The organism is Mesorhizobium sp. BR115XR7A, assembly GCF_020165315.1.
GTDB lineage: Bacteria > Pseudomonadota > Alphaproteobacteria > Rhizobiales > Rhizobiaceae > Mesorhizobium > Mesorhizobium australicum.
Map to the genome: position 1 here is coordinate 1 of NZ_JAIUHW010000005.1, position 13,060 is coordinate 13,060.

The following is a 13,060-nucleotide window of genomic DNA, read 5'->3' on the forward strand; positions in this document are numbered from 1 at the left end:
CGGCGCACCGCCCTCGTTCGTGAGGCGTATATAGTCGCCACCAACCAAAACTGTCAACACCGTTCCCAAATGTTTTTGAACTTTTTGCGACAGAAATTTCGGGCGCGCTTTGTCGATAGCCGGCTGCCCCAGGGGAACACGGGACAACAGGAGGAGGAGGCCACGAAGGAGCCCTATTGCCGCCGCATTGCCGTTCGACACCAGGGCCAGCAAAAGAGGGCGCGAGCACAGCCGTGCAATGCCCTCTTCCAAGAGCGCCGTAAGGGCGTGCGCGAGAGCCTTGTGGATGAAGGCACGCCGCCCGCTTTTAGAAGTGCTCTATAAGATGAAGTGCACGAGGGGAATTCGACCGGGCCCTGAGGCTTCGTTGACTTAACCTGCCGTGACAGGCAAATGTCATGGCCACAACAAAAGCGACAAGCCGTTCCGCCCGGGGAAGAAGCAGCCTTTCTGGATGCCAGATACGGAAGATGTCATAGCCGAACTCGGCAATGAGCCGCCGCTTATTGCGGACGGCCGCAGCGGCCCGCCCGATCGGCGTGAGGTTTCTGCGCGCTGGCTGTCGGGAACATTCCTCACCGGTGTAACCTCGAGCGTGCTGATGGGCGTCGCGCTGTTCGCCGCTCTCGATGGTCGCCAGCAACTGGCGACCCCACCCGAGATCGCCGAACTGATCGGCCTTGCCAGCAACGGCGATTCCGGCGAAGTGGCAAAGACCACCAGGCTGGTGGCGCCGCGCCAGATCGCCAAGGCAAAGGATCGCCGCCGCATGGAAGTGTCGATGGTCACCAAGGTCGGCGACCGCGATGTCATCCACACCATGCCTTTCGTGCAGATCAAGATGGCACTCGCAGCAGGCCACACCACCAGCCGGGCCTACCCCCCTTTCGACCCGATGCAGGTGTTCGGCGACGACGGCGACGATGCATCGGCGCAGCCGGCGACAGCGTCGGCCGCCTCTGGCCAGATCTACGGCGCCAAGGTCGAAAGCGAAATGAGCCTGAAGACCGTGGATTTCCCCATCGCGACGGCTTCCTTCGACGAGAAGAGCGACCTGTCGGCCGACGAAGTCGAAAAAGTGGTACGCGAAGCCGGCACCGACCTCAGCGACGGCGCCGTGCAGGTGGCTTCGCTTCATTATGTCGATCCGCAGCGATTCGGCGAAGCCTTTGCCGAGAGCATGGCCGGCTCCTATGACGTGAAGATCGTGCCGGAAAATGTCTCCGTATCGCCACGCGCCAACGCGGACGACCAGGCACCGGCTTTCGCCGAGGAAATCATCCCCTTCACCAAGGACACCGACCTCACGGAGGCTTTCGCCGATTCGGGCTACACGGGCGATGATGCCATCGGCATGGCCGAAGCGATCGCCAAGTTGCTCAACGCGCCGGCGCTCAAGGCAGGTACCGTGCTGCGTGTTGGCCTCGAGGTCCACGGCGATGCCGCCAAGGTCGTGCGCACAAGCGTCTATGACAAGACCACGCATATCGTCACCATCGCGCTCGACGACCGCGGCCAGTACGTGCCGGCCCAGGAGCCCGAGCCCAATCCCGAATTGCTGACCGCGTTCGACGATTCGTCGGCGCCGGTAGTGGTGCGCGGCAACCTGCCCAACGTCTATGACGGCATCTACCGCGCCGCCTATTCCTACGGCATGTCCAAGGCGATGACCCAGCGGCTGATCAAGCTCCTGGCATCCGATGTCGATTTCCAGTCCCGCCTCAATCCCTCGGACCGCCTTGAAGTGCTGTTCTCGCAGCCTGATGGCGACGACCAGACCTCGGACAATTCCGAGCTTCTCTATGTCTCGGCGACCTTCGGCGGCACGACGCGCAATTTCTACCGCTTCCAGATGCAGGACGGCAGCACGGACTATTTCGACGAAGACGGCTCGAGCGCCCAGCAGTTCCTGCTGCGCAATCCCCTGCCCGCCGGAAAATTCCGCTCCGGCTTCGGCGCCCGCAAGCATCCGATCCTCGGCTATGTCCGCATGCACACAGGCGTCGACTGGGCAGCCCCGATCGGCACGCCGATCATCGCGGCCGGCAATGGCGTCATCGAGAAGGTCGGCTGGGCCGGCGGTTATGGCAAGCAGATCATCATTCGCCATGCCAATGGCTACGAGACCTCGTACAATCACCAGAGTGCCTTTGCCAAAGGTATGGAGCCGGGCATGCACGTGCGCCAGGGCCAGACCATCGGCTATCTCGGCCAGACCGGCCTGGCCACAGGCCCGCACCTGCACTACGAGTTGATCGTCAATGGCACCAAAGTCGATCCGATGCGCGTCCGTCTACCGGTCGGCAAGGTGCTGAAGGGCGACGATCTCGTCGCCTTCAAGCGCGAGCGCGAGCGCATCGACGATCTGCTGAAACAGGAAGATGGCAATTCGCTGAAGGTCGCCAGCGCCAAGATCGAAGGCTGAGACTCAGCTTTCGTCCTGCCGAGGTTCGGCACGCCGCGACCAAGGCAGCGCTTCGCCCGAAATCGTCGTCCAGGCAATGACAGCGGAAAGCAGGCATAGCAGCGCCGTCACCAAGGAGACGGCGGAAAAGGCCGCGTCGCTGGCGGCGATCCTCGCTGCATCGAGTGCCGGCGAAAGTCCTGCTGGTGGCGGTTCGCCGAAGCCAGGCACGCCGGGCGCGGCATTTACCTCCAGGCCATTGGCGTAGATCCAGGCAGCGAGCGACCCCATCGCCGCCACCGCGATCAAACCGCCGATGCGTGAGACGGCGTTGTTGATGCCGGAAGCCGCGCCGGTGTCCTTGTCTTCCACCGCCGTCATGATCGCGGTGGACAATGGCGATACGACCAACGCCATGCCGAGCCCCATCAGCGCCATCAAGGGGAAGATGCCGGTCCAGAAATGGTGAAAGCCGGCATAGGCGAGCAAGGCCAGCCCGGCGAAGGCAACCGCCACGATCAGGCTGCCGCAGGCAATGGGAAAACGGGGCCCGATCCGGTCCGACAGCTTGCCGACGGGTCCCGACAGAAGCGCGATCGCCGCCGACAGCGGCAGGAAGATGAAGCCGACCTCGGCGGTGCTCAGCCCCCAGCCTGCGATCAGCAGCATCGGCAGATAAAAAAGATTGGCTGACAGTGCGAAATAGAGAAAGAACGTCGCGACGTTGGCGCCGGCGAAAGCACCGATGCGAAACAGGCTGAGATCTATCATCGGCTCGCGCTGCCGCCGCTCGAACAGGATGAAGACGACAAGCAGCACGGCGCCGGCGGCAATGCTTGGACCGGCCATATGGCTCTCGCCGCTGGCGCTCATTGAAGTCAGCCCATAGGCGAGCGCGCCGAAGGCCAGCGTCGCAAGCGCCCCGCCGGCAAGGTCAAGGCTGCGTTTCTCCGTCGGCGCATCGGCCGGAATCTTGGCGAGTAGCAGATAGATCGAGATCAGGCCGAGCGGCAGATTGACGGCAAAGATCGCCCGCCAGATGCCGCCGCCGAAAGCCGAGAGCACCAGGCCGCCGAGCACGGGGCCGAGAGCGGTGGTCAGCGCCGAGGCCGCCGCCCAGATGCCGATCGCCCTGCCGCGTTCCTTCTTCGGATAGGCCTTGGCGATAATGGCGAGACTGCCCGGCACCATGATCGCGGCGCCGATGCCCTGGAGCGCGCGAAATGCGATCAGCACGACAGCGTTCGGCGCCAGCGCACAGGCAAGCGAGGTCACGACGAACAGCGCAATGCCGGCCACGAAAGCATGGCGCAGCCCGAACCGATCGCCTGCGGCACCGCCGGCAAGGATCAGCGCTGAGAGTGTCAGCGCATAGGCATTGGAAATCCACTGCGCCTCGGCAAGGCTGGCGCCGAGGTCGACGCGGATCGCCGGCATGGCGATCGCCAGGATCGATCCGTCGATGAAGCCGAGCGCCGAGGCCAGGATCGCCGCGATCAACACATAACGCCGCTGCGATTGCGGGCAGAACGTGCCATTCGCGACCGGAGCGGTCAGCGGAACGGCGGCGGCTTGATTGGGCGCATGCATGTCACCCTCATTAGACCGTCGGCGCGGCGGCAACAACCGGCCAGCGGCTTGTTGTCCTTGAAACCAGCCATATTGCCAGGGATCGCATCTGCCCCGATGCAAACCGCGGCAGTCATGCTAATGCATGTCGCGCAAAAGTGACCTCGGCTTTTGCGACAACGACATGCATCAGGCAAGATTTAAACCGTGTCGCAGGAATCCGTTTCGACGAGACGCGCTTTAGGTTTTCCAGGACCCGCAGGCAGGAGAAATCGATGAAGCGTCCGCTCGAAGCATCGGTTGAGGGGCGCGGCCGTATTGTCGGTATCACCGATGGCGTGTTCGCAATCGCGCTCACCCTGATCGTGCTCGAGATCAGGGTGCCGGCGCATGAGGCGATCCACTCCGAACATGATCTGCTCGCCGCCATCGCGGCACTCGCGCCACGCTTCCTCACCTATGCCTTGAGCTTTCTGACCCTGACCATCTTCTGGTTCGGCCAGCAGGCCCAGCATGGCCTGGTTGCCAAATCCGACAGACGGCTGGCCACGCTGAACCTCTGCTTTCTCGCCTTCATCGCGCTCCTGCCGTTCTCGACCGACCTTCTGGCCGATTTTCTGGAATTCAGGACCGCGGTGCTGGTTTACTGGCTCAACCTCTTGATGCTCGGCATCACGCTGTTCGTCAGCTGGCGATATGCGGAGAAGAGCGGCCTTGTCGCGGAGGACGTCGATGCGGAAACGAAACGCACGGTCTACCTGCGCATCGTCAAGGCGCAGATCCTGTGGGCCGTCGGCGCCGCACTTTGCCTGATCACCCCGTTGGCGAGCGTCGGCTTCATTCTGGTGGTGCAGTTTATCTACGCGGCAACGCCGAATGTGAAGTGGGTGCGCAGGATCATTGGCTGAGATTTATGTTGAGATACAGGTCAGGCCGGCATCGCCTGGATATCGACATACCCTACTCGACGAACTCCACCGGCACGCCCGGCGAGACCAGCTTGGCCAGTTCACGCGCGTCCCAATTGGTCAGGCGCACGCAGCCATGGCTCTCGGTCTTGCCTATCTTCGAGGGCTCCGGCGTGCCATGGATGCCGTAAGTCGGCTTGTCCAGGGCGATCCACACCGATCCGACCGGGCCATTCGGCCCAGGCGGAATGGTCAGAATCTTGTTGTTCTCGCCCTGCTTGAAGTTGATGTTGGGGTTGTAGGTGTAGTTCGGATCGAGCGCGACACGCGAGACGGCATGGATGCCGGTCGGGGACGGCGTGTCCGATGAGCCGATGGTGGCGGGGTAGGCCGCGACCAGCTTGCCCGACCCGTCATAGGCAAAGACTTCCTTCTTGCCCTTGTCGGCGACGATGCGGGCGACAGGGGTAGAAACCAGTTTGCCGAAATTCGCGACCTTGATGATCGTGCCCGGACGATTGAAGTTGCCGTCCGGATTGAGCGCCTTGAGATAGTTCTCGTCCATGTGGAAGCGCTCGGCCAGCGCCTCGGTGACGGAGGTGAAGCCCATGCGGTCGAGTTGCGCCTTCTGGCTGTAGTCTTCCGGGATCGACGCGACGTAGGGGCCGGCCGCATCCTCCGCGGTGATGGTGTAGTTGGCGAACGCGTCGCCACCGGACTGCGACAATGCGGCCTGGATGCCGACCGAATCGGTCGATTTGAGGCTGCTACCGTTGATCTGATTGTAGGCCGCCAGCGCCTTGTCGACATTCGAACCGAAGCGCCCGTCGATGACGCCAGGCGAAGCCCCGCCCCGGTCGAGCAGCACCTGCAGCGCCGCGACATCCTGGCGTGCGCCCAGCGAAAGCGACGGATCGACCGACGTCTTGCCGCCGGCCTTTGGCGGCAATGCCGCCTGGTCCGAGGGCGCTGCCTGGTCCGTCGGGTCTGCCGGCCGGACGGGGTCTATCGACGCCTCGTTCAGCGGTTGGCGCTTGATTGTACCCGGCTGCGGCGCGTCGGGATAATTGTTGTCGTAACTGCCGTCCTCCCGCGGTGCCGGCGGATAAGCATCGACTGAACCACTTCCGTCAGGATCGTATTCGTCGGCGGGCGGTGGAATGACCCGGCCTTCCTCTTCCAGCTGTCTGCGGCGGAAGCGGGCCATGTCCTGGGGATCGTCGAGATAGTAGCGGTCATCGTCGGCGGGTGCGCGGCCAAGTTCACGCATCCGGCTCTCGCGGCGCAGCGCCCGCCGGTCGAGCCGTGTCTGCGGCGGCTGGATGGCGATCACCTTGCCGGTATCCGAATCGACGATGACGCGATTGCCCCTGGCATCGTAATAAATGTCGAGATTGCCGTCCTGCGCGAGCAGAATGCCGCCGCTCCCGGACGCACGGACAGGCTGGGCGGCACCGTCATGCGTCGGCGCGGCGAACGCATTGGAAAACACCAGTCCCGCGGCAAGTGCCGAAAGGGTGAAGATAGTGCGCAGCATCGTGCGAAACTCTCCGGTCCGTATGTGCCGCCGCCGGCATTGTTCAGTTCGGCGAACCCTTCGCCAGCAAACCAGTTACCCACCATATGGTTCCAACATGAACCGGGCATGAAGATGGCGGTTTTCCGGCGCCTCAGGGAATATTGGCTAGCTTGCGCCAAGCCCCAATTCCTTGCGCGCCTGCTTCGTCAGCTTAAGGGCAACAAGGCGGTGGCTCTCGCGCAGATAGTCCTCCAGCGCACCATCATCCATGCTCTGGCTTGTCTGACGCTGGATCCACTTCATGCCGCGGGAGGCAAGATAGGGCGCGGGGCGCAGGCCCGGCTGCTCCTTGAGCACGTCATAGGCGATGTCGGAGCATTTGAAGGTGACGAAGAGCTGCCGACCCTGATCCCAGCCACCGATCGCAAACACCTTGGTCCCGACCTTCCAGACATGGGCGCCGCCCCATTGCACCACGTGGTTCGTTGCAGGCAGCGAAGCGCAGAAGCCGTTGTAATCGTCCAGCGTCATCAATCCCCCGCCAATCGCATGAAAAACGCCGCGCGCACGGTGGACGCGCGGCGTCTGAAATCAGGCCGCAACCTCGGCCGCGACGATCGCCGGCTTGGAGCGGAAATTCAGCCGGTCGGAACCGGCCGTGACCTTGACCGTCGAGCCGTCCAGTATCTCGCCGAGAAGGATCTTTTCCGCCAGCGGATCCTGCAGTTCCTTCTGCATCACCCGCTTCAGCGGCCGGGCACCATAAGCGGGGTCGTAACCCTTGGCCGCCAGCCACTCGATCGCCTCGGGATCCAGCGACAGCGTGATCTTGCGATCGGTCAGCAGGCTCTCGAGCCGCTTGAGCTGGATCTCGACGATACGGTCCATGTCCTTGCGGCGCAGCCGGTGGAACAGGATCACCTCGTCGACGCGATTGAGGAACTCAGGCCGGAACGATGCCCTGACCACGCCCATCACTTCGTCTCGTACGGCATCGACATCCTGGTCTTCGCCGAGATTGACGAGATATTCGGCGCCCAAATTAGACGTCATGATGATCAGTGTGTTGCGGAAGTCGACGGTGCGGCCCTGCCCGTCGGTGAGCCGGCCGTCATCGAGCACCTGCAACAGCACGTTGAAGACATCCGGATGCGCCTTTTCGATCTCGTCGAACAGCACGACCTGATAGGGCCGGCGCCGCACCGCTTCGGTCAGCGCACCGCCTTCCTCATAGCCGACATAGCCGGGAGGCGCGCCGATCAGCCGGGCGACGGAGTGCTTCTCCATGTATTCGGACATGTCGATGCGCACCAGCGCCGTCTCATCGTCGAACAGGAAATTGGCCAAAGCCTTGGTCAGTTCCGTCTTGCCGACGCCGGTAGGCCCGAGGAACATGAACGAGCCGATCGGCCGGTTCGGATCCTGAAGGCCCGCACGGGCACGCCGCACCGCCTTGGAAACGGCCTGCACCGCTTCGCCCTGGCCGACGACACGCTTGCCGATCTCGTCTTCCATGCGCAGCAGCTTGTCACGCTCGCCCTGCAGCATCTTGTCGACCGGAATGCCGGTCCAGCGCGACACGATATGGGCGACGTGGTCGGGCGTCACCACTTCCTCGACCATGCCGGCCTTGCCGTCCTGGGCTTCGGCCTCCTTCAGCTTCTTTTCCAGTTCCGGGATCTTGCCATAGGCAAGCTCGCCGGCGCGCTGGAACTCACCCTTGCGCTGGGCAATGGCAAGGTCGTTGCGCGCTTCGTCGAGCTGCTTCTTCAAGTCGGCCGCTAGCCCGAGCTTCTGCTTCTCGGCCTGCCACTTTGCGGTGATCTCTGTCGATTCCTCTTCCAGGCCGACAAGTTCCTTTTCCAGGCGGGCGAGCCGGTCCTTCGAGGCATCGTCCGTCTCGACCTTCAACGCTTCGCGTTCAATCTTGAGCTGCATGATGCGGCGGTCGATCTCGTCCAGCGCTTCGGGCTTGGAATCGACCTGCATCCTGAGCCGCGAGGCGGCTTCGTCGACGAGGTCGATTGCCTTGTCCGGCAGGAAGCGGTCGGCGATGTAGCGGTTGGACAATGTCGCCGCCGCCACCAGTGCCGAATCGGAGATACGCACCTTGTGGTGCTGCTCGTACTTCTCCTTCAGGCCGCGCAGGATCGAGACCGTGTCCTCCACTGTCGGCTCGTCGACGAAGACGGGCTGGAAACGGCGGGCAAGGGCGGGATCCTTCTCGACATGCTTCCTGTATTCATCGAGCGTGGTGGCGCCGACGCAGTGCAGTTCGCCGCGCGCCAGCGCGGGCTTCAGGAGATTCGACGCATCCATGGCGCCATCGGCCTTGCCGGCGCCGACCAGCGTGTGCATCTCATCGATGAACAGGATGATGTTGCCACTGGCCGAAGTGACCTCCGAAAGCACGGCCTTCAGCCGCTCCTCGAATTCGCCGCGATATTTGGCACCGGCAATCAGCGCGCCCATGTCGAGCGCCATCAACTGCTTGTCCTTCAGCGATTCCGGCACGTCGCCATTGACGATGCGCAGCGCCAGCCCTTCGGCGATCGCCGTCTTGCCGACGCCCGGCTCGCCGATCAGCACCGGGTTGTTCTTGGTGCGGCGCGACAGCACCTGGATGGTGCGTCGAATCTCGTCGTCGCGGCCAATCACGGGGTCGAGCTTGCCCGCGCGTGCGTCCGCGGTGAGGTCGCGTGCGTATTTCTTCAGCGCGTCATAACCCTGTTCGGCACTCGCCGAATCGGCGGTACGGCCCTTGCGGACGTCGTTGATGACCTGGTTCAGAGCCTGCGCGGTGACGCCGGCCTTGGCCAGGATTTCGGCGGTCTTGGCCGATTTCTCCATGGCAAGCGCCTGCAGCAGCCGCTCGACGGTGACAAAGCTGTCGCCGGCCTTCTTGGCCAGGTCTTCGGCGGTCGAGAACACCTTGGCCAGCGGCTGTGCCAGATAGAGCTGGCCATTGCCGCCCTCCACCTTGGGCATCGCCTCGAGCGCCGTCTCGACGCCGAGCTTGACATCGCGGACATTGCCGCCGGCGCGCTCGATCAACGACGCGGCCAAGCCTTCGTCATCGTCGACGAGGACTTTCAGAATGTGTTCGGGGGTGAATTGCTGGTGGTTGCGCGAGAGCGCCATGGTCTGCGCGGACTGGATAAAGCCGCGCACGCGCTCTGAGTATTTCTCAAGGTTCATATTTGTCTCCTTCCATCACCGGCCCGCTTTGCGGCACCGGATCAGATTGCGGTGACGGACCCGCCCATTCGAGCCGGATCCTGTTCAGGCCAGATATGGTGCATGGACCCTTGCCCCTCAAGATGTCGCAATATGGCAGGTGCATAATATTCCACGTCAGCCCAAACGAAAACGGCGGAGATTTCTCTCCGCCGCTCAAGGCCTTGAATGCCGTTCGCTCAGTTGTCGATGTCGGAAACCACGGGTTCGGCACCGCCGCTGTCGACCGGAGCCGCCGCTGTCTCGGCCGCATCCCCATTTTCGCTGCCGCTCTCGACCTGATCGGCATTGGTGCGCGGACGGCGCGGACGCCGTGGACGGCGGGCAGCACCGCTTTCGGCGGCCGCCTCATTGAGTTCGGCCTGAGCGGCCAGACCTGCCGGTGAAAAATTCTCGAACCGTGGAGCCGGCTCGGCCGCCGCGACCGTCTCGGGCGGCGAAGCGGCCTCTGCCTGGACTTCCGTCTGCCCCGGGGCCTCGTTGCGCTGTTGCTGTCCGCCCTGTTCGGGTGAAGCGTAGTCGCGCTGGCCGTAGCCGCCATTGGGGCGGCGATCGCGATGGCGCCCGCCACCGTTGTCGCGGCCGCCATTGTTGCGACCGTTATTGTCGCGCCCGCTGTTGTCGCGCCCGCTGTTGTCGCGATTGTCGCGACCGTTTTCCCGGTTCAGCGCAACCTCCGCCGGCATGCCCTCGATCACCGGCTGCGGACCTGCGCCATGGTTGATTACGGGAAGCTGTGGATCGGAACCGGCATTGCCGCTGCTATTGCCCGCCCCACTGTTGCCGGCTCCACTGCCGGCATTGTCGAACTCGTCGCGATCGTCATCGCCGTCCTCGTCGAACTCGTCGCGTGCCTGCTGGACGTTCTGGATCGGCATCTGCGCCTGCGCGGCGGCAATGATGCGATTGTAGTGTTCAGCGTGCTGGAGGTAGTTCTCCGCCATCACCCGGTCGCCGGAGCTGTGCGAGTCACGGGCAAGCGTGGCGTATTTTTCGGCAATCTGCTGAGCCGATCCACGGATTTTCACGTCCGGGCCGTTGCTCTCGTAATTGCGCGTAAGCGGATTCGGCCCCTTGCGGTTGTTGTTATTGTTGTTGTTATTGCCACCGCCGCCGCCATTGTTGTTGCGACCGCGCATGCGCCTGTTCTGCTGTTGTGGCCTCATTCGACTCTCTTCATCTTGAAATTTTGAAAAACTCTTCACGAACGGAGGCGCTCATGCAGCCAGCCGTTTCGTTTCTTCACCGGCGTTCGCCCGCATCGATTGCGTTGGCGCCACGTGTCATCCTGTTTCCGGTTACATCACTTGCCGGACGATTCCCGCACGAAGCTTGGGCGTCGTTTGCGCAAGAAGGCAGCTATTTCCAAGGAAAAACCGAATCGCTAAGAGCACTGCCTGCTTCGTCTCATCCGGTTAGGCGACCCTAGCCGCATTCCCCGGTATTGCCAAGCGCTTTTTTTGCACTGCGTCAAGACGTTGCTCGTTGAAAAACAAGAACCCTGTCGTTTCCGCCGAGATCGCTAAAAACCTCGCCAGCCGCGTAACCGGCTGCGCGAAATATATCGTTGACTTCGTTGCTTTGCGTGTGGCCGATCTCGACCGCAATCCTGCCTTCGGCTTCCAGAAACCTTGCCGCCTCGGCGGCGATGATCCTGTAGGGGTTCAGCCCATCCACACCGCCATCAAGGGCAAGGCGCGGGTCGAAATCGCGGACTTCGTCCTGCAGATTTCCAATCTCTTGTGTTGGTATATAGGGAGGGTTTGCGGCAATTACATGGTACCGGCCGGAAACTTTTTTAAACCAGTCTGACTGAACCGCCGTGAACCGGCCGCCGAGGCCGAATTGCCCGGCATTGCGGGCCGCCGTGGCCAGAGCGCCGGCGGAGATGTCGACACCGGTGGCGGTCGCGGCCGGCACGACGCTCAGCAGCGCCAGGGCGATCGCGCCCGTTCCGGTGCCGAGATCGAGGATGCGGCATGTGCCCTCCCGCGTGGCTATTGCCTTGACGAAGGGCAGCACCGCCTCGACCAGCGTTTCGGTGTCCGGTCGCGGCTCCAGCGTCTCCGGCGACAGCGACAAGCGCAAACCGTAGAACTCGCGATAGCCGAGGATGCGATGCACCGGCTCGCCACGGGCTCGCCGTCTCAAGGCGCCGTCGATCGCGGCGATGGCGTTCCCGTCGATCTTGCACTCCGGGTCGGCGATCGCCTGGGTGCGCGTCGTGCCGGAATAGTGCTCGACGATCAGCCGCGCATCGAGCGCGGGATCATCGATGCCGGCTGCGGCAAGCCGGGTCCGCGCGTCCCGCAGCAGCGGCCCCAGCGCCGCGGGCGGATGGTCAGCCATCGATGCCGATATCGGCCAGCAGCTTCGACTGATGATCGGCGATCAGCGCGTCGACGATTTCGTCGAGTTCACCCATCATCACCCGGTCGAGTTTGTAGAGCGTCAAGTTGATGCGATGGTCGGTGACCCGGCCCTGCGGAAAATTGTAGGTGCGGATGCGCTCGGAGCGGTCGCCGGAACCGACCTGCGACTTGCGCGACTCGGAACGCTCCTCATCCGCCTTGCTGCGCTCCATGTCATAGAGCCGGGCGCGCAGGATCTGCATGGCCTTGGCCCGGTTCTGGTGCTGCGACTTCTCCGCCTGCACCACCATGATGCCGGTCGGCAGATGGGTGATGCGGACCGCGGAATCGGTGGTGTTGACGTGCTGGCCGCCGGAGCCGGAGGCACGCATCGTGTCGATGCGGATGTCCTCGGCCCTGATGTCGATGTCGACCTCTTCGGCTTCCGGCAGCACGGCGACTGTGGCGGCTGACGTGTGGATGCGCCCGCTGGCCTCGGTGGCCGGCACGCGCTGGACGCGATGCACCCCGGATTCGAATTTCAGATGGGCGAACACACCTATACCGGAGATCGTGGCGATGATTTCCTTGAAGCCCCCGGCATCGCCGTCGCTGGCCGATACCGTTTCGAACCGCCAGCCGCGTTCGGCGGCATAGCGCTCATACATGCGAAACAGGTCGCCGGCGAAGAGTGCCGCCTCATCGCCGCCGGTGCCGGCGCGGATTTCGAGAATGGCGTTCTTGTCGTCGGCGGCATCCCTGGGCAGGAGCAGGATCTGGATGTCTTTCTGCAGCGTCTCGATGCGCTCCTCGACGCCGGGCAGATCTGCCTCGGCAAGCGCCCGCATCTCGGCGTCGGTGCCCTTGTCGGCGAGCATCGCTTCGAGGTCGGCCTGCTCGTGCTCGGCAGAGCGCAATTCCCTGACCTTGGCCACCATCTCCTGCAACTCGGCATATTCCGATGCCATCCTCACATAGGCATCCGGCGCCGGTCCAGCCGACATCTGCGCTTCGAGCATCTCGAAACGCTTGACGACTTGATCCATACGATCGCGGGGCAAATTGACCATGA

10 protein-coding genes are annotated in these 13,060 nt (G+C 63.2%); 2 read left to right on the top strand and 8 right to left on the bottom strand.

Features of this window, described 5'->3' with window-relative positions:
- Positions 1 to 252 (bottom strand): hypothetical protein (locus tag LB557_RS11740; protein WP_224644085.1); only part of this gene is annotated, 252 nt, incomplete at its 3' end.
- Positions 253 to 454: 202 nt separating this feature from the next.
- Between LB557_RS11740 and LB557_RS11745 the strand changes: the two genes are divergently transcribed.
- Positions 455 to 2,425, top strand: a complete 1,971-nt coding sequence (locus LB557_RS11745) for a M23 family metallopeptidase (RefSeq protein WP_224644084.1) — start codon at positions 455 to 457, stop codon at positions 2,423 to 2,425.
- Between the two features lie 3 nt (positions 2,426 to 2,428).
- On the opposite strand, the gene LB557_RS11750 is transcribed toward LB557_RS11745, so the two are convergent.
- On the bottom strand, positions 2,429 to 3,994 hold the full coding sequence (locus tag LB557_RS11750; RefSeq protein WP_224644083.1) for an MFS transporter: 1,566 nt from the start codon (positions 3,992 to 3,994) through the stop codon (positions 2,429 to 2,431).
- Positions 3,995 to 4,248: 254 nt separating this feature from the next.
- Between LB557_RS11750 and LB557_RS11755 the strand changes: the two genes are divergently transcribed.
- Complete coding sequence (locus LB557_RS11755) at positions 4,249 to 4,881, top strand: TMEM175 family protein (RefSeq protein WP_224644082.1); 633 nt, start codon at positions 4,249 to 4,251, stop codon at positions 4,879 to 4,881.
- A 52-nt stretch (positions 4,882 to 4,933) separates the two neighbouring features.
- Here LB557_RS11755 and LB557_RS11760 read toward each other — a convergent pair whose 3' ends face one another.
- From LB557_RS11760 to prfA, 6 genes are all read right to left on the bottom strand, one after another.
- Entirely contained in the window at positions 4,934 to 6,418 is a 1,485-nt protein-coding gene (locus tag LB557_RS11760; RefSeq protein WP_224644081.1) for a L,D-transpeptidase family protein, read from the bottom strand.
- 147 nt (positions 6,419 to 6,565) lie between these two features.
- Positions 6,566 to 6,931, bottom strand: a complete 366-nt coding sequence (locus tag LB557_RS11765; RefSeq protein ID WP_015315606.1) for an MmcQ/YjbR family DNA-binding protein — start codon at positions 6,929 to 6,931, stop codon at positions 6,566 to 6,568.
- 60 nt (positions 6,932 to 6,991) lie between these two features.
- Positions 6,992 to 9,598 (bottom strand): ATP-dependent chaperone ClpB, encoded by a 2,607-nt coding sequence (gene clpB, locus LB557_RS11770; protein WP_224526130.1) that lies wholly within the window; start codon positions 9,596 to 9,598, stop codon positions 6,992 to 6,994.
- Positions 9,599 to 9,816: 218 nt separating this feature from the next.
- The gene (locus LB557_RS11775) at positions 9,817 to 10,803 is read right to left on the bottom strand and encodes a DUF4167 domain-containing protein (RefSeq protein WP_224644080.1); all 987 of its coding nucleotides are present in this window, start codon (positions 10,801 to 10,803) and stop codon (positions 9,817 to 9,819) included.
- 304 nt (positions 10,804 to 11,107) lie between these two features.
- A complete protein-coding gene (gene prmC, locus LB557_RS11780) occupies positions 11,108 to 11,986 on the bottom strand; it encodes a peptide chain release factor N(5)-glutamine methyltransferase (RefSeq protein WP_224644079.1) in 879 nt (292 codons plus the stop codon).
- Positions 11,979 to 13,058, bottom strand: coding sequence for a peptide chain release factor 1 (gene prfA, locus LB557_RS11785; RefSeq protein WP_224644078.1), 1,080 nt, complete (start codon positions 13,056 to 13,058; stop codon positions 11,979 to 11,981). The genes prmC and prfA overlap by 8 nt, the downstream gene beginning before the upstream one ends.
- Positions 13,059 to 13,060: the final 2 nt, after the last annotated feature.

What these genes read in the sequence shown, in the direction of transcription:
- LB557_RS11745 (WP_224644084.1), top strand. Translation starts at nt 455, where the DNA reads ATGCCAGATACGGAAGATGTCATAGCCGAACTCGGCAATGAGCCGCCG.
- LB557_RS11750 (WP_224644083.1), bottom strand. Translation starts at nt 3,994, where the DNA reads ATGCATGCGCCCAATCAAGCCGCCGCCGTTCCGCTGACCGCTCCGGTC.
- LB557_RS11755 (WP_224644082.1), top strand. Translation starts at nt 4,249, where the DNA reads ATGAAGCGTCCGCTCGAAGCATCGGTTGAGGGGCGCGGCCGTATTGTC.
- LB557_RS11760 (WP_224644081.1), bottom strand. Translation starts at nt 6,418, where the DNA reads ATGCTGCGCACTATCTTCACCCTTTCGGCACTTGCCGCGGGACTGGTG.
- LB557_RS11765 (WP_015315606.1), bottom strand. Translation starts at nt 6,931, where the DNA reads ATGACGCTGGACGATTACAACGGCTTCTGCGCTTCGCTGCCTGCAACG.
- clpB (WP_224526130.1), bottom strand. Translation starts at nt 9,598, where the DNA reads ATGAACCTTGAGAAATACTCAGAGCGCGTGCGCGGCTTTATCCAGTCC.
- LB557_RS11775 (WP_224644080.1), bottom strand. Translation starts at nt 10,803, where the DNA reads ATGAGGCCACAACAGCAGAACAGGCGCATGCGCGGTCGCAACAACAAT.
- prmC (WP_224644079.1), bottom strand. Translation starts at nt 11,986, where the DNA reads ATGGCTGACCATCCGCCCGCGGCGCTGGGGCCGCTGCTGCGGGACGCG.
- prfA (WP_224644078.1), bottom strand. Translation starts at nt 13,058, where the DNA reads ATGGTCAATTTGCCCCGCGATCGTATGGATCAAGTCGTCAAGCGTTTC.